Source organism: Aromatoleum toluvorans, from assembly GCF_012910905.1.
In the GTDB taxonomy this organism is placed as follows: domain Bacteria; phylum Pseudomonadota; class Gammaproteobacteria; order Burkholderiales; family Rhodocyclaceae; genus Aromatoleum; species Aromatoleum toluvorans.
Genome location: NZ_WTVN01000009.1, coordinates 63,340 through 81,836 on the forward strand (window position 1 = coordinate 63,340; position 18,497 = coordinate 81,836).

Here is an 18,497-nt window from a genome sequence, read left to right on the forward strand (position 1 = left end):
CGGCGGCGGCCTCCGGGGATCTTCAGTCGCGGAAGTTGCCGAACTGCAGGGGGAAGTCGGTGATGTCCTTCTTCACCAGCGCGATCGCGTCCTGCAGGACGTCGCGCTTGGCACCGGAGACGCGCACGACGTCGCCCTGGATCGCCGCCTGGACTTTCATCTTGCTGTCCTTGAGCAGCTTGACGATCTTCTTCGCGAGATCCTGCTCCACGCCGACCCGGACCTTCACTTCCTGCTTGACCTTGTTGCCCGAGATCTTCTGCACGTCGCCGTAATCGAGGCAGCGCACGTCCACCTTCTTCTTGGTCATCTCGGGCAGCAGGATGGTCTTCATCTGGTCGAGCTGGAAATCGGTGTCGCCGAACATCGTGATCAGCTTTTCACCGAGCTCCAGATTGGCGCTGGTGCCCTTGAAGTCGTGGCGCCCGGCGATCTTGGTGTTGGCGACGTCGACGGCGTTCTTCAGCGACGGCTGATCGACCTCGGACATGATGTCGAAAGACGGCATCTACGGCTCCCTGCGCAACGATCAGCCGTAGTGGCAGATGTAGTGGTACGGCTCGCCGGCGACTTCGATGTCGAAGCTGGAGTTGCCCGGGACGTTGAAGGATTGCCCCGCCCCCCAGGTTTTCCACTCGGTCTCGCCCTTCAGGCGCACGCGGCAGCTGCCGCCCACGCCTTCCATGATTTCGGGGGCGCCGGTGTTGAAGGTCAGCGTGGCCGGCAGGATGACGCCGACCGACTTGCGGGTGCCGTCGGCAAACGTGATGGCGTGGCTGACGCACTTGCCGTCGAAATAGACACTCGCCTTGGTGCTCACGGCAACGCCGTCGATCTTCTCGGTAACGCTCATGAAATGATGTTTCCTTATTCGATACCCATGAATTTCTGGATGAAGCTCTTGGCAACGAAGCCGACGAAACCCAGTCCGAGGGCGACGAACAGCCAGATCGTGCCATAACGGCCGGCCTTGGACTGTTTCGCAAGGTTGCCGATGATGAACAGCATGTACACGATCAGCGCGGTGACGAGGATCCGGAGCGACCAGTCCTCGAATTCCGCTACCGTCAGCCCGAAAATGATCGGGTCACCCCCCATCCGTCCAGCTCCTTAACCGCGCTTGTTCCGGGCGTTCGCGGCGATGCGCATGCGCAGCGCGTTGAGGCGGATGAAACCGTGTGCGTCCTTCTGGTTGTAGGCGCCCTGGTCGTCCTCGAAGGTCGCGATCGTCGGATCGAAGAGCGAATCGGTCTTCGAGTCGCGCGCGACGACGATGACATTGCCCTTGTACAGCTTGAGGCGCACCCAGCCGTTGACGGTCTGCTGCGTGTGGTCGATCAGTGCCTGCATGGCCTGACGCTCGGGGCTCCACCAGTAGCCGTTGTAGATCAGGCTGGCGTAGCGGGCGAGCAGGTCGTCCTTGAGGTGGGCGACTTCGCGGTCGAGCGTGATCGACTCGATGGCGCGGTGCCCGCGCAGCAGGATCGTTCCGCCCGGGGTTTCGTAGCAGCCGCGCGACTTCATGCCGACGTAGCGGTTCTCCACGAGATCCAGACGGCCGATGCCGTGCTTGCCGCCGAGCTTGTTGAGTTCGGCCAGCAGTTCGTGCGCCTTCATGCGCTTGCCGTTGATCGCGACGAGGTCGCCCTTCTCGAACTCGAGGTCGACATATTCGGCGGCGTCCGGTGCCGCTTCGGGCGACACGGTCCAGCGCCACATCGACTCTTCCGCTTCGGCCGCCGGGTTCTCGAGGTGGCGCCCCTCGAAGGAGATGTGCAGCAGGTTCGCGTCCATCGAGTAGGGCGAGCCGCCCTGCTTGTGCTTCATCTCGATGGGGATGCCGTGCTTTTCCGCGTAGGCGAGGAGCTTCTCGCGCGACAGGAGATCCCACTCGCGCCACGGGGCGATGACTTTCACGCCGGGCATCAGCGCGTAGTAGCCGAGCTCGAAGCGCACCTGGTCGTTGCCCTTGCCGGTCGCGCCGTGCGACACGGCGTCGGCGCCGCTGGCGCGCGCGATCTCGATCTGGCGCTTGGCGATCAGCGGACGGGCGATCGACGTACCCAGCAGGTATTCGCCTTCGTAGATGGTGTTGCAGCGGAACATCGGGAAGACGAAGTCGCGCACGAACTCTTCGCGCAGGTCGTCGATGAAGATGTTCTCCGGCTTGATGCCGAACTTCAGTGCCTTCTGGCGCGCGGGCTCGAGTTCCTCGCCCTGGCCGAGATCGGCCGTGAAGGTGACCACTTCGCACTTGTAGGTGTCCTGCAGCCACTTGAGGATGACTGAGGTATCGAGTCCGCCCGAATAGGCGAGGACAACTTTCTTGACGTCGCTCATGTGGATTTCCGCTCTTTCCTTACCGCTTGACTGAAGGCCGTGCTGCCACGGCCGCTTTTGCTACTGTGGGCCGGCAAGCCTCGGGGCGCGCCGGACACCGCAATCCTTCGACCTCGCCGGCTAGGCCTCGACCTTGCCGAACACGAGGTATTCCATCAGGGCCTTCTGCACATGCAGCCGGTTCTCGGCCTCGTCCCACACCACGGACTGCGGGCCGTCGATCACCTCCGCCGTGACCTCCTCGCCCCGATGCGCGGGCAGGCAATGCATGAAGAGCGCGCCGGGATTGGCGACCGCCATCATGTCGGCATCCACGCACCAGTCGGCAAAGGCCTTCATGCGCGCCTCGTTCTCGGCTTCGTATCCCATCGAGGTCCACACGTCCGTGGTCACGAGATCGGCACCGCGGCACGCCTCCATCGGGTCCGCGAACACTTCGAAGTGTCCGGTGCCGGCAAGGCCGGCACTCGCGAGATCGATCGCATAGCCCGGGGGTGTCGACACGCGAACCTTGAAATCGAGCACCTCGGCCGCCTGCAGCCAGGTGTAGGACATGTTGTTCGCATCGCCGACCCACGCGACCGTCTTGCCCTGGATCGAACCGCGATGCTCGATGAAAGTGTAGATGTCGGCGAGGATCTGGCAGGGGTGATACTCGTTGGTCAGACCGTTGATCACCGGCACGCGCGAATTGGCGGCGAAACGCTCGATGATGTCCTGCTGGAAGGTGCGGATCATCACGACGTCGCTCATGCGCGAGATGACCTGCGCGGCGTCCTCGACCGGCTCGCCGCGGCCGAGCTGCGAGTCGCGCGTGTTCAGGTAGATCGCCGACCCGCCGAGCTGCTGCATCCCGGCTTCGAAGGACAGGCGGGTGCGCGTGCTGGCCTTTTCGAAGATCATCACCAGCGTACGGTCGAACATCGGGTGATACGGCTCGTAGCGCTTGAACTTGTCCTTGATCCAGCGCACGCGCCCGAACAGATGCTCGTACTCCTCGCGCGTAAGGTCCTTGAACTGCAGGTAGTGCCGCGGCTTGGTCATACCGGGCTCCTCATTGCGAAAGGAACTTGCGCACGAGCGGCGCCAGCTGCGACACGAGGGTCTGGGCGTCCTGCTCGGTGAACACCAGCGCCGGAAGCAGGCGGATGACGCGCTCGGCCGTGACGTTGATCAGCAGGCCGGCGTCGAGCGCCTGGCGCACGAGGTCGCCGCAGGGGCGGTCGAGTTCGATGCCGACCATCAGGCCGCGGCCGCGGATGTCGACGACGCCGTTCACGCCGGCCAGCGCCTCGCGCATGCCGTTACGGATCGCATCGCCGACGCGGACCGCGCTCTCCATCAGCCCCTTCTCCTCGATCTCGGCGAGCGTCGTGAGGCCGGCGGCGCAGGCGAGCGGGTTGCCGCCGAAGGTGGAGCCGTGGTTTCCCGGCCCGAACAGGCCCGCCGCGCGCCCCGAGGTCACGCAGGCACCGATCGGAACACCCGAGCCGAGGCCTTTGGCCAGGGTCATCACGTCGGGCTTGATGCCCGACTGCTGGAAACCGAACCAGTGCCCGGTGCGGCCGATACCGCACTGCACTTCGTCGCAGATCAGCAGCCAGCCGCGCTCGTCGCACAACGCGCGCAGCTCGCGCTGGAAGGCGTCGTCGGCGATGTTGATGCCGCCCTCGCCCTGCACCATCTCCAGCATGACGGCGACGACATTGTGGTGGTGCTCGCCCACCGCGCGGATCGCGCCGATGTCCTTGTACGGCACGCGCACGAAACCGGTCACGAGCGGCTCGAATCCCGCCTGCGTCTTGCGGTTGCCGGTGGCGGAGAGGGTGGCCAGGGTGCGTCCATGGAAGGCGTTTTCCATGACGATGATTTCGGGGTGTTCGATGTGCTGCTTGTGGCCGTAGAAACGCGCCAGCTTGATCGCTGCCTCGTTGGCCTCGCAACCCGAATTGCAGAAGAACACCTCGTCCATGCCGGACAGGGCGGCGATCCGGTCGCCCAGTTCTTCCTGGCGCGGAATGCGGTAGAGATTGGACGTGTGGAGCACGCTCCCGGCCTGTTCCGCGATGCTGCGGACGAGGCGCGGATGGTTGTGGCCGAGCGTGGACACGGCAATACCGGAGAGCGCATCGAGATAGCGCTTGCCGGTCTCATCGAAGAGCCAGACGCCCTCCCCATGCGTGAAAGCGACGGGCAGTCTGGCGTAGGTATTCATGAGATGCGACATGGGCGACCCCGTTCAGGATGTGGCAAAAACGCGCACGGCGGCACATGCCGCCGTGAAAGGTTGAAAGGTGATGTTAAGCGAAAACCGCAGGCGTTGTATAGGTTCCAGGGCCGTTCAGGGGCGGCCGTCGGCCGCTGCGCGCAGCACCGACCTGCCCCGCCCGAGATCCGCATTCCGGAATCGTCTGCCGCATGACGGGAAAAAGGGTGTGAATTTCTGCTAGAATGCGCCCCGTCTTTCGCGGTGCCAGCAGTTCCGGCTCCAGCCGGCGCACCATCCCCGGAAACTTTCCGCAGCCGCCGAAACCTCGCCTTATGAGCCAATCGATCGAAAGCTTCGTCATCGTCGGAGTCACGCGCGAAGGGAAGACCTTCCGACCGAGCGACTGGGCTGATCGACTGTGCGGAATCATGTCGGCATTCGGCGCCGACAACCGCATGATGTACTCGCCCTACGTACGCCCGGGATGCTCGCTCAAGGGGCACAAGGTGGTGCTGGTGGATGCCCGGCTGTATGAGGTCGAACCGCTCGCCTACAAATTCCTGATCAATTTCGCGAAGGACAACGATCTCATCCTCGACAAGATCGAAGACGAGCACATGAAGATCTGATCGGGGAAGCGAGCGACACGGCGCCCCGCCTCACGAAACAAAAACGGCGACCGAAGTCGCCGTTTTCTTTTTCCCAAGAACCGGGAGATCAGGCAGCCATCGCCTTGATCGCGGCCGACAGGCGGCTCTTGTGGCGAGCGGCCTTGTTCTTGTGGATGATCCTCTTGTCGGCGATGCTGTCGATGGTGCTCATCGAGGTGCGGAACACCGCCTGAGCCGCAGCCTTGTCGCCACCGACGACGGCCTTTTGCACAGCCTTGATCGCGGTACGCAGACGAGAACGGAGGCTGCCATTGTGAGCGCGGGCCACGACCGCCTGACGGGCGCGCTTGCGGGCTTGTGCCGAATTGGCCATATGTATGTTCTTCCGTTGAAGTGGTTCTAGAAAACGCGCGAGTCTACCGCGTTGCCTGACCCCGCGCAAGTGCATTGGCGCCCGCCAGCGGCTATCATCGCGTCTTTTGCCACGACACCCCGCCCGATGAACCTGTTGCGCGCACTCGCCACTGTCAGCAGCATGACCCTGCTGTCGCGGATCCTCGGTTTCGTCCGCGATTTCGTCATCGCGCGCGCATTCGGCGCCGGCGTGGCGACCGATGCCTTCTTCGTCGCCTTCCGCCTGCCCAACCTGCTGCGCCGGATGTTCGCCGAAGGCGCATTCTCGCAGGCCTTCGTGCCGATCCTGGCGGAATACAAGAACCGCCAGGGACCGGAGGAAACGCACCGGCTGGTCAATCGCGTGGCGACGGCGCTCTCGCTGGCCGTGACCGCGGTGACCGCGCTGGGGATCGTCGCTGCCCCCCTGATCATATGGGTATCGGCACCCGGGTTTGCCGCGGAACCCGACAAGTTCGCGCTGACGGTGCAGCTGACCCGCATCACCTTTCCCTACATCCTGTTCATGGCGCTGGTGGCGCTCGCCGGCGGCGTGCTGAACACCTGGAGCCGCTTCGCGATCCCCGCCTTCACGCCGGTGCTGCTGAACCTTTCCTTCATCGGCATGGCGCTGTTCGCCGCGCCGTGGTTCGATCCGCCGGTCCTCGCGCTGGCCTGGGCCGTCTTCCTCGGCGGCATCCTGCAGCTGGCGCTGCAGTTGCGACCGCTCGCACGCATCGGATTGCTGCCGCGGTTCGAGCTCAAGCTGTCCGATCCCGGCGTGCGCCGCATCGCGAAACTGATGCTGCCGGCGATGCTGGGCGTCTCGGTGAGCCAGATCTCGCTGATCATCAACACGATCTTTGCATCCTTCCTGGAAAGCGGCAGCGTGTCATGGCTGTATTACGCCGACCGGCTGATGGAGTTCCCCGCGGGCCTGCTCGGCGCGGCGCTCGGGACGATCCTGCTGCCGAGCCTCTCGAAGCTGCACGCCGACGAACAGCCGGAGGCGTTCTCGTCGCTGCTCGACTGGGGCCTGCGCCTGACCCTGATGCTCACGCTCCCTGCCGCCCTGGCCCTCGCCCTGCTCGCGGTTCCCCTCTTGTCGACGCTGTTCCAGCACGGCGCATTCACGGCCGCGGATGTCCAGCAGACGCGCCTCGCGCTGGTCGCCTACAGCGTCGGCCTGAGCGGCCTGATCCTCGTGAAGATCCTCGCACCGGGCTTCTATGCGCGGCAGGACATCCGCACGCCGGTGAAGATCGCGCTGATCACGCTCGTCGCGACGCAGCTGATGAACCTCGCGTTCATCGTGCCGCTCAGGCACGCCGGCCTCGCGCTGTCGATCGGGCTCGCGTCGCTGCTCAACGCGGCGCTGCTGTACCGGGGACTGCGCCGGCGCGGCGTCTACCGGCCGCAGCCGCGCTGGGGACTCTTCACGCTGCGCCTGCTGGTCGCGCTGGTGGCGCTGGGGGCCGTACTGTGGTTCAGCATGGGCGACGAGGCATGGTGGCTCGCCCAGACGGCGACGATGCGCCTGCTGCGGCTGTCCGCGGTCGTGCTGGGAGGCATCGCGGCGTACTTCCTCACGCTGTTCGCCCTGGGAATCCGGCTGCGGGATTTCCGCCGCCGCGCGGCGAGTTGAGGCCGGCAGCCATGGCGCTACAATGAAACATCTGCTTGTCCCGATCGACATGAAAGGAGTCCATTGGCATGAAACTCTCCAGCCAAAGCTTCGCTGACGGTGCACGGATCCCCGGCGAGTTCTCGTTCTGCGTTCCTGCCGCCGAGGGGCATGTACGCCTGGGCGGCAACCGCAATCCTCATCTGGCATGGAACGGCGTACCGGCTGGAACGCGCTCCCTGGCGCTGATCTGCCACGACCCCGACGTGCCGAGCAAGGGTGACGACGTCAATGTCGAGGGGCGCGTGGTGCCGACGAGCCTGCCACGCGTCGATTTCTTCCACTGGGTCATCGTCGACCTGCCGGCGGACCTGCGGGAAATCGCGGCCGGAAGCTTTTCCAGTGAAGTGACGCCGCGCGGCAAACCCGGGCCGAAAGGCCCCCTGGGCACCCATCAGGGGATCAACGACTACACCGCGTGGTTCGCGGGCGACGAGACGATGCGCGGCAACTACCACGGCTACGACGGCCCCTGCCCGCCGTGGAATGACGAATTGGTGCATCGCTACGTGTTCACGCTGTATGCGCTGGACGTCGAATGCTGCGGCCTCGACGGCCAGTTCAGCGGCGCCCAGGTGCGCAACGCGATCGCCGGCCACGTGCTGGCCGAGGCGAAGCTGACCGGCACCTATACGCTGAACCCGGCGCTGCCGGGCTGAGCGCTGCGCGCAAGCCCGACGGTCTTCAATATCCGGCGGCGGTCCCTTCCCTGCGCGGGTCCGCCGCCCCGATCCATTTCCCGTTCTGCCTGACGATCACGCCGAGCCCGCTGGTGAGGTCGCGCATCACGGGTTCGTGACCGAAGGCGGCGAGGCTCGCCGCCAGGGCCCGCGCGTCCGGGCGGTCCTCGACCTCGGTGGGGCCGTTGCGGCTCCCGACGTGCGGCCGCGCGAGCAAGGCGTCGGGCGGCAGCTTCCAGTCGATCAGGCCGACAAGGTTTTCCGCGACGTAGTTGATGATCTGGCTGCCGCCCGGAGAGCCGGTGACCGCGAAGAGCTGCCCGTTGGAATCGAACACGAGGGTCGGCGACATCGAGCTGCGCGGGCGCTTGCCGGGCCCGACGCGATTCGGGTGGGGACCGCGCTCGTCGGCGGGAGCGAAGGAGAAATCCGTGAGCTGGTTGTTGAGCAGGAAGCCTCGCACCATCCGCCGGCTGCCGAAGGCATCTTCGATGGAGGCGGTGAGCGACACGGCGTTGCCCGCCGCATCGACAATGGAGATGTGGGAGGTCGCCGGCTGCTCGACGCTCACCGAGCGCGGCGTCGCGCCCTTGCCGGGATTGCCCGGCAGGGCGCGGTCGAGGCTGTCGTCGAGGCGGATCTGCTGCGCGCGGCCGGCCAGGTAATCGCGTGCGAGCAGCTGTGCCGGAGCGACGGTCATGGCCGCGGGGTCGCCATACCACGCATCGCGATCGGCGAACGCGAGCCGCCCCGCCTCGCTGAACAGATGGGCGGAGAATGCCGAATCGGGTGCGATCCCGGACAGGCGGAAGCGTTCCAGGATGCCGAGCAGCGCGAGCACGGTGGCGGCACCCGAGCTGGGCGGCGGCATGCCGCAGACGCGATAGCTGCGGTATGTGCCACACAAAGGGGTACGCTCGATGGCGCGGTAGCCGGCAAGATCGCGCAGGGACAGCCCGCCTGGATTCGGGGTGGCAGTGACCGCGGCGGCGATGTCCCGCGCGATCGGGCCTTCGTAGAACGCGTCGGCGCCCTGCTCCGCGACCGTACGCAACACCTCGGCGAGCAAGGGATTGCGCAGCGTGGCGCCCTCCGCCAGCGGACGGCCGTCGGCGTCGAAGAAGAGCTGCCGCGCGGCCGGGTCGCGACTCAGGAAGCGATCCTTCGCGATCAGCGCGTGCAGACGTTGCGAGACGGGGAAACCGTCGGTGGCGAAGCGGATCGCGGGTTCGAACAGGCGTTTCCACGGCAGCCGGCCATGTCGGGCATGGACGTCGGCGAACATGCGCAGCAGCCCGGGGACACCGACCGAACGCCCGCCCACGACGGCGTCGTAGAAGGCCATTTTGTCGCCGCCCGGCGTGAGGAAGAGATGTTCGTCCACGCCGGCGGGCGCCGTCTCGCGCCCGTCCCACGCGCTCGTCCGGCCCCTGCGCGCGTCATGGTGGACCAGGAAGCCGCCGCCGCCGATGCCGGAGGACTGCGGCTCGACGACGTTGAGCACCAGTGCGGCGGCGATCGCGGCGTCGACCGCGCTGCCGCCGGCATGCAGGAGCTCCAGCCCTGCCGCAGTCGCATGCGGGTTGGCCGTGACGACCATCGCCTTCGATGCCGTGACCGCCGGCTTGAGGCTGAACCCGGAGGCCGCTTCCGGTTGTGCCGGCACCTGCGCAAGTACCGCCTGCGGTGGCGGCAGCCCCCAGAGCACCCCGGACAAGAGCAGCGCAAACCCCGTTCGCGATATGTGCATGACACCCTCCGCATGCCGCCGGCCCGCGGCCTGGAAGCAGTAACAGGAACGATACGCGTCGACGCGGTTCGCCGCGCCGCCCGAATATAGCCGTAGCGCCCCGTTTCAGGGGACGTACGACGCGAGCTTGCGCGGGACCGCGGGCAGTTTCAGCCGCCGGTAGTCCGGCACGCCGCGGGCAAATGCGGGATAGACCTCGCCTTCGATCAGGGGCCGCAGGTAACGCCTTGCCGCGTCGGTGACGTGGAGGCCATCGGCACGGATGAAATGGGCGGGAACCCGGCGTTCGAGGTTGGCGATCGCGGCGGCGTCGGCGAATTCGAGATCCCAGCGATAGGGTTCGTCGGAGAGGCGGCGAATTGCGGGCATCACGCAGTCGCGCCCGGCGATTGCCGCCTCGACCGCGGCGCGCCCCACGGCGCTCGCGTGGGCGTGATCCACGGCGGAAACGAGGTGCCCCGCGGCGCGTTGCAGGTAATCCGGAATGGCCCAGTGGTGCTTGTGGCCGAGACGCGCGTGGATCAGCCGCGCGATGCACTGGCCGGCACCGCCGAGCTGCACGTGTCCCTTGCGGTCGTGGTCCTGTTCCATCACGAGCGTGCCGTTCGCACGGCGGATCCCCTCCGAGACGGTCACGGCACAGTAGCCGAGGCGCTTCACGGTGGCGTCGACTGCGGCGAGGAAGGCGTCCTCGTCGAACGGGATTTCGGGCATCAGGATGATGTGCGGCGGCTCGTCCGCCGTCTGCGCCGCGAGCGCGGTTGCGGCGGCGATCCAGCCGGCGTTGCGCCCCATCACCTCGAGCACGAAGACGCGCCCGGAGCGGCTGGCCATCGACGCGACGTCGATGCCGGCCTCCAGCATCGCCACCGCCGCGTACTTGGCGGCGGAGCCGAAGCCGGGCGAGCAGTCGGTGCCTTCGAGATCGTTGTCCACCGTCTTGGGCACGCCCACGCACGCCAGCGGATAACCCCGCGCACGCGCCGCGGCCGAGAGCTTGGCCACGGCGTCCATCGAGCCGTTTCCGCCGTTGTAGAGGAAACCGCCGATACCGTGGGCCGCGAAGACCGCGAACAGGCGGTCGTACTGGGCCGGGTTCCGCTCGGGCGGATCGAGGTCGAAGCGGCACGAGCCGAAGGCGCCGCCCGGCATGTGCGCGAGCGCGTCGACCTCCTCGGCGCCGAGCACGGCGGTGTCGATCAGGTCCTCGCCGAGCACGCCGAGAATGCCGTTGCGGGCCGCAAACAGCGTCCCGACGGCGTCGTCACGTTCGCGCGCCGCGGCAATGACCGCCGCTGCCGTGGCGTTGATGACTGCGGTGACGCCGCCCGACTGGGCGTAGAGAAGATTGGTCCTGGCCATCGCGCTCCCGTGTAATGCAAAAGCAAACGCGGCGAGGAACGGGATGAACCCGCCGCTCGCCGCGCCTGTGCCGGAGATGCTGCTTACTTCAGCGCTTCGAAGGCGCGTGCGGTGATCGCATCAACCGCGCCGAGTCCGGCGATCTTGCGGACCTTCGGTGCCGTCGCCGCGCCGGAAGCAGCCCACTTGGTGTAGTAGTCGACCAGCGGCTTGGTCTGGGCATGATAGACCTCGAGGCGCTTCTTCACCGTTTCCTCGCGGTCGTCGTCGCGCTGGATCAGGTCCTCGCCGGTCACGTCGTCCTTGCCGGCGACCTTGGGCGGGTTGTACTTGACGTGGTAGGTGCGGCCCGAGGCGACATGCACGCGGCGGCCGCTCATGCGCTCGACGATCTCGCTGTCGGGGACGTCGATTTCGAGGACGAAGTCGATCGGCACGCCGGCATCCTTCATCGCATCAGCCTGCGGGATCGTGCGCGGGAAGCCGTCGAACATGTAGCCGGACTTGCAGTCGTCCTGCTGCAGGCGATCCTTCACCAGGCCGATGATGATGTCGTCGGAAACCAGGCCGCCCGCATCCATCACCTTCTTGGCCTCGATACCCAGCGGGGTGCCGGCCTTGACCGCGGCACGCAGCATGTCGCCGGTGGAAATCTGCGGAATGCCGAACTTTTCCTTGATGAAATTCGCCTGAGTACCCTTGCCTGCGCCCGGGGGCCCCAACAGAATCAAACGCATGAATCCTCTCCTCCCTGTCATGCGGCGTCTATCGGGCCGCATGGTTCCCAAAAAAAATGAACCCTGAAACTTACTCGACTCGACTCGCGCGGTCAAACACCGCCCTCACCCGTTCGAGGTCCTCGGGGGTATCGACGCCCGCTGCCGGCGCGCGCTCGACCGCAAGCACCCGGATGCGGTAGCCATGCCACAGCGCGCGCAACTGTTCGAGCGCTTCCCAGTTTTCCAGCGGCGATGGGGCGAGGCCCGCGTAGCGGCGCAGGAACTCGACGCGGTAGGCGTAGATGCCGACGTGACGCTGCACGGGCAGCCCCGCCGGGATGAGGTCGCGGGACTTCGCGAAGTCGTCGCGCGCCCAGGGAATCGGTGCGCGCGAAAAATACAGCGCCAGATCGCGCGCATCGCACACGACCTTGACGACGTTCGGATTGAAGAGCTCGGCGGCATCGTGCAGCGGATGCGCCGCCGTGGCGATCGCGGCGTCGGGTGAGTCGGCAAGCGCGCGGGCGACGTCCGCGATCAGGGCCGGGTCGATCAGCGGCTCGTCGCCCTGCACGTTGACGACGATCTCGTCGTCGCCCCAGCCGAGCGCGGCGACGACTTCGGCCAGGCGGTCGGTGCCGCTGGGGTGGTCGGCGCGCGTCATAAGTACGTCGCCGCCAGCCGCCTTCACGGCCTCGACGACGCGCGCGTCGTCGGTCGCGACCCACGCGGACAGCGGCCCTGCCTTGCGCGCCTGTTCGAGCACGCGCACGACCATCGGCCGGCCGCCGATATCGGCGAGCGGCTTGCCCGGCAGGCGCGTCGATGCGTAGCGCGCCGGGATGACGACGTGGAAGCCCGCCATGCTCAGCGGCGCAGCGCGTCGACTTCTTCTGCGGACAGCTGGCGCGCCTCTTCCTCGAGCATCACCGGGATGCCGTCGCGGATCGGGAAGCCGAGACGGTCGGCCTTGCACACCAGCTCCTGCCTGTCCTTGACGAAGTCGAGGGGGCCCTTGCAGATCGGGCACACGAGGATTTCAAGCAGTCGGGCGTCCATGCGACAGTTTCTCCAGGATATGTTCGGCGGCGCCCGCCGGGATCTGTGCCCTGACCGGGAACTCCCAAGTATTGGCGGGCGCGAAAGCTGAGCATTTTACCGCATCCTTGCTGGTCAGGATTTTCGGCTCGCCGGGCGCGAAGGCGAGGTCGGCGGCGGTGAAGGGGTGATGATCGGGGAAGGGATGCGGCACGACGTCCAGCCCCATCGCGCGCAGCTGCGCGAAGAACCGCTCGGGGCGGCCGATGCCCGCGATCGCGTGCACGCGGCGCCCCCGGAACGCGTCGGGGAGGCAGCGTTCGCGGGCGTCGTGGAGGGAAACCAGGGCGTCGCCCTCGAGGCGCATCGGAAACACCGGCGTATCGCCGAGCGCCCCGTGCACATCGGCCGACAGCGGCCCGTGCGCGATCACGGCGTCCACCTCGCGCAGGCGCGAGACCGGTTCGCGCAGCGGCCCGGCCGGCAGGAGCCAGCGGTTGCCGAGGGTGCGCTCATCGACCACGACGAGTTCGACGTCGCGCGCCAGGCGGTAATGCTGCAGCCCGTCGTCCGACACCAGCACGTTGCACGCGGGATGCGCGGCGAGCAGTGCGCGCGCGGCGGCCGGGCGGTCGGCGCCGACCGCGACCGGGCAGCCCGTGAGCCGCGCGAGCAGGACCGGCTCGTCACCGAAGACCGCGGGATCGCCATCCGCGGGCACGAGGGCGACGCCTTCGATCTGCCCGCCGTAACCCCGGCTGACGACGCCCGGCGTCCATCCCGCCGCACGCAGTTCGCGCACGAGCCAGTCGACCACCGGCGTCTTGCCGCTCCCGCCGACCGCGATATTGCCGACGACGATGACGGGAACGGGGAGACGTTCGACCCTGCCCGGGTCACGGCGGTAACGGCTGCGACGCGCCGCCGCGAGCGCGCCGAAGAGCACCGACACCGGCTGGAGCAGGCACGCCGCGAGCGAGCGGCTGCGCCACCATGCGGGACTGCCGCGCGCCATCGTTCAGGTGCGCGGCTGCGGCACCCCGGACGCCGCGGCGGCGCGGCGCCTCACGGGGCGGACTGGGTGGCGAAGGTGATGTGCGGCAGGCCCGCGCGCTGCGCCGCCTGCATCACGTCGATGACGCGCTGGTGCGCGGCCTTGGCGTCGGCGGTGATGACGACGACCGGCTCCTTGCCGCCCGAAGGCACTGCCTTGCCGAGCGCCGCAGCGATGGCGTTGATGTCCTTGTCGCCGACCGGCTGGCGATTGACCAGCACGTCGCCGGCCGCACTCACCGCGACGACGATCTCGTTCGGCGTCACTTCCGCGGACGGGGTTTCCGCGGTCGGGAGATTGATCTCCAGCCCCGAGACCTTGGAATAGGTCGTCGTCAGGACCAGGAAGATGATGAGCACCAGCAGGACATCGATCAGTGGAATCAGATTGATGTCCGGGGCTTCGTGCTTGCGTCCGCGCTGAAAATTCATCCGCTGCATTCCAGCTCAGTGGCGACGCTCGCCGTGGACGACCTCGACCAGCTTGATCGCCTGCTGCTCCATGTCGACGACGAAACCGTCGACCGCGGCGCGGTAGTGGCGCCAGAAGATGATCGACGGGATCGCGATGATCAGGCCCAGGCCGGTGGCGTAGAGGGCCGTGGAGATGCCCTGCGCGAGCTGTTGCGGGTTGGTCGTGGCGGCGCCCTGGGCGGCGAAGATGTCGATCATGCCGACGATGGTGCCGAACAGGCCCATCAGCGGGGCGATCGACGCGATGGTGCCGAGCGTGTTGAGGAAACGCTCGAGCTCGTGGGCGACGGCGCGCCCGGTCTCTTCGATCGACTCCTTCATGACCTCGCGCGTGCTGCCGACGTTGCGCAGCCCCGCGGCGAGGACGCGGCCGAGCGGGGAATGGGCGGCGACATGGTTGGCCATCTCGTTCGAGGCGCCCTTCTGGCGCAGGTCGGCGAGCACCTTGTCGAGCAGGCCGTCCGGCACGATGCGCGAGCGGCGCAGGGTCACGCCGCGTTCGATGATCAGGGCGACGGCGACAATGGAAACCAGCAGGAGGGGCCAGACGGGCCAGCCCGCGGACTGGATGAGCGCGAACACGCAAGGAACTCCGGAATTGCGAAAAAAAAGAACTCTAAACTCGACTCGCGGACAGGGCAAGGCGCACGCGTTTGTCATGGCAGCAGCAAGAATCCACAAAACCTGTGGATAAGTTTGTGGATTTTTCGGGAATTACGCGCCAAATCGCTGTCCCGACAAGTGTTTCCTTGCTCCGCTGAAAAATTGTGCAACACTTTTATTGTTTAAAAACAGATACTTAAAAATTCGCTCATCTGATTGTGGATTTCACTAAGACACCGTTGACAGAACGGTCTGCTTGTGGATTCCGCTACAATCCGCCCCATGCAGAACTCCACGTCCCTCCCCTACGACGATTCCGGCGCCCCCCGCGGCGCGGGCCGTGCCATCAGCGTCTCGGAACTCAACCGGATGGCGCGCGAAGCGCTCGAATCACGCATCCCGCTGCTGTGGGTGAGCGGCGAAATCTCCAACCTCACGCGCGCGCCGTCGGGCCACCTGTATTTCACGCTGAAGGATTCGCAGGCGCAGGTTCGCTGCACGATGTGGCGCAATCGCTCCCAGTTGCTGCCGTTTCGCCCGGAGAACGGCATGCGCGTGGACGCGCGCGCGCTCGTGACGCTGTACGAGGCGCGGGGCGACTTCCAGCTCAACGTGGAGGCCCTGCGGCAGACGGGACAGGGCGACCTGTTCGAAGCCTTCCTGCGCCTGAAGGAGAAGCTCGCGACGGAGGGGCTCTTCGATCCGGCGGCCAAGCGCGCGTTGCCGCATTATCCGCGCCGCCTCGGCGTCGTGACCTCCCCTGCCGCCGCCGCGTGGAAGGATGTACTGGCGACCTTGCAGCGGCGCGCACCGCACCTGGAAGTCGTGCTGTATCCGGCTCCGGTGCAGGGCGCGGATGCCGGTGCCCGGCTCGCCGACGCCGTGCGGAGCGCGGATGCCCGCGCCGCGGCGGACGGCATCGACCTGCTGCTGGTGGTGCGCGGCGGCGGCAGCATCGAGGACCTGTGGGCCTTCAACGACGAGTCGCTGGCGCGCGCGATCCGCGCCTGCCCGGTGCCCGTGGTGAGCGGCGTCGGCCATGAAACGGACTTCACGATCGCCGATTTCGCCGCCGACGTGCGCGCGGCGACGCCGACCGGAGCGGCTGAACTCGCCAGTGCCGGCTATCACGCGGCCCGCGCACGGCTCGGCGAGATCGGTCGCAGCCTCTCGGCCGGCATGGATCGGCGCGTGCACGGGCTTGCGCAGCGCCTTGACCGCGCGGCGCTGCGGCTGGTGCATCCGCGCGAGCGGCTGGGGCTCGCACGCGAGCGCAGCGAGCGCCTCGGCGTACGCCTGCATGCAGCGATGTCGCGGCGGCTCGAACGGCTGCGCGCATCTCAACAGGTCCTCCGGCTACGCCTCGTTGCGCGCCGGCCGGATCTGCAACGCGAGATGGAGCGGTGCGTGCGTGCCGGGCGGCGGCTGGCGCAGGCAGGGGAGCAGATCGTGCAGCGCCGGGCCGAGCGGCTGGCGACGATCGCCGCCCATCTGCAGCACCTCGCGCCGCAGGCGGTGCTCGCGCGCGGTTACAGCATCACGCGCGACGCGGACGGCCGCATCCTGCGCGCCGCGGGCGACGCGACGATCGGCGGCGAAGTTTCGGTGGAGCTCGCAATCGGCCGGTTGCGTGCTATCGTGAATAGCACAGAAGCATGACGAGCGAGACTCCGCCCCCGCATCGGGGCCGGCCCGCGGCAGGCTTCGTGTCCGCAGGTTTGCAAGCGCACGCAAAACCCGACTAGAATAGTCAGGCTTTAACCCCCGACAACCCTGAAACCGAACAGGAAGGAGAACAAATGGAACATACCCTGCCCCCCCTGCCCTACGCCAAGGACGCCCTGGCTCCGCACATCTCGGCCGAGACCATGGAGTTCCACTATGGCAAGCACCACCAGGCCTATGTCACCAACCTGAACAACCTGATCAAGGGCACCGAGTACGAGAACCTCGACCTCGAGTCGATCGTGAAGAAGGCCCCGGCCGGCGGCGTGTATAACAACTCCGCCCAGGTGTGGAACCACACCTTCTTCTGGAACGGCATGAAGCCGAACGGCGGCGGCGAGCCGACGGGCGCGCTGGCCGATGCGATCAAGGCCAAGTGGGGTTCGTTCGAGGACTTCAAGAAGGCCTTCACGACCTCGGCCGTGGGCAACTTCGGGTCCGGCTGGACCTGGCTGGTGAAGAAGGCCGACGGTAGCGTCGACATCGTCAACATGGGCGCCGCCGGCACCCCTCTGACGACCGGCGACAAGGCACTGCTCTGTATCGACGTGTGGGAACACGCCTACTACATCGACTACCGCAACCGTCGCCCGGACTTCGTCGCGGCCTTCCTGAGCAGCCTCGCGAACTGGGATTTCGCCGCGAAGAACTTCGCCGGCTGATCCGCACCGTCATCTGCCTGATCGGCCCGTCGCGGGCCGAGTGCGTGGCCTCCTCCCTCCGACGGGTGGAGGCCACGTCGTTTTGGAATATACATTCCAGTTTTTCTTCGTTCAGGTAATAAGCGAGGACCGGTAGATTTTCTCCATCGAATTGCACCCCAGGGAGAAAATCATCATGAGTTCCAGCCTGATCCGCGGCAGCCTGCTCGCCTTCACCTTCGCCGCCAGCTTCGCCGGCGCGGCGCATGCCGAAACAACCCTGCTCAACGTGTCCTACGACCCGACGCGCGAGCTCTACCAGGATTTCAACCCGCAGTTCGCGAAGTACTGGAAGGACAAGACCGGTCAGGACGTAACCATCAAGCAGTCGCACGGCGGCTCGGGCAAGCAGGCGCGCGCGGTGATCGACGGCCTGGAGGCGGACGTCGTGACGCTGGCGCTGGCCTACGATGTCGACGCGATCGCCGCGAAGACGGGCAAGTTTCCGGCCGACTGGCAGAAACGCCTCGCAAACAACAGCTCGCCCTACACCTCGACGATCGTGTTCCTGGTGCGCAAGGGCAACCCGAAGGGCATCAAGGACTGGGGCGACCTCGTGAAGCCGGGCGTCGAGGTGATCACGCCCAACCCGAAGACTTCGGGCGGGGCGCGCTGGAACTACCTCGCGGCCTGGGGCTACGCGCTGCAGCAGCCGGGCGGCAACGAGGCGAAGGCCAAGGCGTTCATCACCGACCTGTTCAAGCACGTGCCGGTGCTCGATTCGGGCGCGCGCGGGGCGACGAACACGTTCGTGCAGCGCGGCATCGGCGACGTGCTGCTGGCGTGGGAGAACGAGGCCTTCCTGTCGGTGAATGAGCTCGGCCCGGACAAGTTCGAGGTCGTCGTGCCGTCGGTGACGATCGTCGCCGAACCGCCGGTGACCGTGGTGGATGCCGTCGCGACCAAGCGCGGCACCGCCGAGGTCGCCAAGGCTTACCTCGATTACCTGTATTCGCCGGCCGGGCAGAAGATCGCGGCCAGGCACTACTGCCGTCCGGCGAAGCCGGAACTGGCCGATCCGACGGACGTGGCGCGCTTTCCCAAGGTGAAGACCTTCACGATCGACGGCCTTTTCGGCGGGTGGGCGAAGACGCAGAAGGCGCACTTCGACGACGGCGGCGTGTTCGACCAGATCTTCACGAAGTAGTCGCGGCT

21 protein-coding genes are annotated in these 18,497 nt (G+C 66.8%); 6 read left to right on the top strand and 15 right to left on the bottom strand.

The annotated features are described in order from the left end of the window. Window positions 1–22: 22 nt before the first annotated feature. The 6 genes from GPA22_RS08090 to GPA22_RS08115 form a co-directional block, all read right to left on the bottom strand. The gene (locus GPA22_RS08090; protein WP_169255584.1) at window positions 23–508 is read right to left on the bottom strand and encodes a YajQ family cyclic di-GMP-binding protein; all 486 of its coding nucleotides are present in this window, start codon (window positions 506–508) and stop codon (window positions 23–25) included. A gap of 21 nt (window positions 509–529) precedes the next feature. Continuing rightward, window positions 530–853, bottom strand: a complete 324-nt coding sequence (gene ppnP, locus GPA22_RS08095; RefSeq protein ID WP_169255585.1) for a pyrimidine/purine nucleoside phosphorylase — start codon at window positions 851–853, stop codon at window positions 530–532. 14 nt (window positions 854–867) lie between these two features. After that, on the bottom strand, window positions 868–1,098 hold the full coding sequence (locus tag GPA22_RS08100; protein WP_169255586.1) for a DUF2788 domain-containing protein: 231 nt from the start codon (window positions 1,096–1,098) through the stop codon (window positions 868–870). A 12-nt stretch (window positions 1,099–1,110) separates the two neighbouring features. Then, entirely contained in the window at window positions 1,111–2,340 is a 1,230-nt protein-coding gene (locus tag GPA22_RS08105) for an argininosuccinate synthase (RefSeq protein ID WP_169255587.1), read from the bottom strand. Between the two features lie 120 nt (window positions 2,341–2,460). After that, window positions 2,461–3,384 carry an ornithine carbamoyltransferase gene (argF, locus tag GPA22_RS08110; protein ID WP_169255588.1) on the bottom strand — a complete coding sequence of 308 codons (924 nt, stop codon included), beginning with the start codon at window positions 3,382–3,384 and terminating at the stop codon, window positions 2,461–2,463. Window positions 3,385–3,394: 10 nt separating this feature from the next. Further along, window positions 3,395–4,567, bottom strand: coding sequence for an aspartate aminotransferase family protein (locus GPA22_RS08115; RefSeq protein WP_169255589.1), 1,173 nt, complete (start codon window positions 4,565–4,567; stop codon window positions 3,395–3,397). A gap of 314 nt (window positions 4,568–4,881) precedes the next feature. Here GPA22_RS08115 and GPA22_RS08120 point away from each other — a divergent pair, with 314 nt between their 5' ends. Beyond that, entirely contained in the window at window positions 4,882–5,178 is a 297-nt protein-coding gene (locus GPA22_RS08120) for a DUF3579 domain-containing protein (protein WP_169255590.1), read from the top strand. 88 nt (window positions 5,179–5,266) lie between these two features. Here the strand turns inward: GPA22_RS08120 and rpsT are convergent, their stop codons facing one another. Beyond that, window positions 5,267–5,533 (bottom strand): 30S ribosomal protein S20, encoded by a 267-nt coding sequence (gene rpsT / locus GPA22_RS08125; RefSeq protein WP_169206293.1) that lies wholly within the window; start codon window positions 5,531–5,533, stop codon window positions 5,267–5,269. 126 nt (window positions 5,534–5,659) lie between these two features. Between rpsT and murJ the strand changes: the two genes are divergently transcribed. Next, a complete protein-coding gene (gene murJ / locus GPA22_RS08130) occupies window positions 5,660–7,198 on the top strand; it encodes a murein biosynthesis integral membrane protein MurJ (RefSeq protein WP_169255591.1) in 1,539 nt (512 codons plus the stop codon). A gap of 68 nt (window positions 7,199–7,266) precedes the next feature. Continuing rightward, a complete protein-coding gene (locus GPA22_RS08135) occupies window positions 7,267–7,896 on the top strand; it encodes a YbhB/YbcL family Raf kinase inhibitor-like protein (RefSeq protein WP_169255592.1) in 630 nt (209 codons plus the stop codon). Window positions 7,897–7,921: 25 nt separating this feature from the next. On the opposite strand, the gene ggt is transcribed toward GPA22_RS08135, so the two are convergent. The 8 genes from ggt to GPA22_RS08175 form a co-directional block, all read right to left on the bottom strand. After that, entirely contained in the window at window positions 7,922–9,667 is a 1,746-nt protein-coding gene (gene ggt / locus GPA22_RS08140) for a gamma-glutamyltransferase (RefSeq protein ID WP_169255593.1), read from the bottom strand. Between the two features lie 105 nt (window positions 9,668–9,772). Continuing rightward, on the bottom strand, window positions 9,773–11,029 hold the full coding sequence (locus GPA22_RS08145; RefSeq protein ID WP_169255594.1) for a 6-phosphofructokinase: 1,257 nt from the start codon (window positions 11,027–11,029) through the stop codon (window positions 9,773–9,775). 83 nt (window positions 11,030–11,112) lie between these two features. Then, window positions 11,113–11,766: an adenylate kinase gene (gene adk, locus GPA22_RS08150; RefSeq protein WP_169255595.1), complete on the bottom strand. Its 654-nt coding sequence runs from the start codon at window positions 11,764–11,766 to the stop codon at window positions 11,113–11,115. A 70-nt stretch (window positions 11,767–11,836) separates the two neighbouring features. Further along, the gene (gene kdsB / locus GPA22_RS08155) at window positions 11,837–12,613 is read right to left on the bottom strand and encodes a 3-deoxy-manno-octulosonate cytidylyltransferase (RefSeq protein WP_169255596.1); all 777 of its coding nucleotides are present in this window, start codon (window positions 12,611–12,613) and stop codon (window positions 11,837–11,839) included. A 2-nt stretch (window positions 12,614–12,615) separates the two neighbouring features. After that, entirely contained in the window at window positions 12,616–12,807 is a 192-nt protein-coding gene (locus GPA22_RS08160) for a Trm112 family protein (RefSeq protein WP_169255597.1), read from the bottom strand. Next, window positions 12,788–13,801: a tetraacyldisaccharide 4'-kinase gene (lpxK, locus tag GPA22_RS08165; RefSeq protein WP_169255598.1), complete on the bottom strand. Its 1,014-nt coding sequence runs from the start codon at window positions 13,799–13,801 to the stop codon at window positions 12,788–12,790. Before lpxK ends, GPA22_RS08160 begins: the two co-directional genes overlap by 20 nt. Window positions 13,802–13,851: 50 nt before the next feature. Then, window positions 13,852–14,271 (bottom strand): ExbD/TolR family protein, encoded by a 420-nt coding sequence (locus tag GPA22_RS08170; protein WP_169255599.1) that lies wholly within the window; start codon window positions 14,269–14,271, stop codon window positions 13,852–13,854. Window positions 14,272–14,286: 15 nt separating this feature from the next. Continuing rightward, window positions 14,287–14,895: a MotA/TolQ/ExbB proton channel family protein gene (locus GPA22_RS08175; RefSeq protein WP_169255600.1), complete on the bottom strand. Its 609-nt coding sequence runs from the start codon at window positions 14,893–14,895 to the stop codon at window positions 14,287–14,289. Window positions 14,896–15,198: 303 nt separating this feature from the next. Here GPA22_RS08175 and xseA point away from each other — a divergent pair, with 303 nt between their 5' ends. The 3 genes from xseA to GPA22_RS08190 all read left to right on the top strand — a co-directional run bounded on the left by xseA (window position 15,199) and on the right by GPA22_RS08190 (window position 18,489). Next, entirely contained in the window at window positions 15,199–16,575 is a 1,377-nt protein-coding gene (gene xseA / locus GPA22_RS08180; RefSeq protein WP_169255601.1) for an exodeoxyribonuclease VII large subunit, read from the top strand. 140 nt (window positions 16,576–16,715) lie between these two features. Beyond that, on the top strand, window positions 16,716–17,303 hold the full coding sequence (locus tag GPA22_RS08185) for a superoxide dismutase (protein ID WP_169255602.1): 588 nt from the start codon (window positions 16,716–16,718) through the stop codon (window positions 17,301–17,303). A gap of 175 nt (window positions 17,304–17,478) precedes the next feature. Next, the gene (locus tag GPA22_RS08190) at window positions 17,479–18,489 is read left to right on the top strand and encodes a sulfate ABC transporter substrate-binding protein (RefSeq protein WP_169255603.1); all 1,011 of its coding nucleotides are present in this window, start codon (window positions 17,479–17,481) and stop codon (window positions 18,487–18,489) included. Window positions 18,490–18,497: the final 8 nt, after the last annotated feature.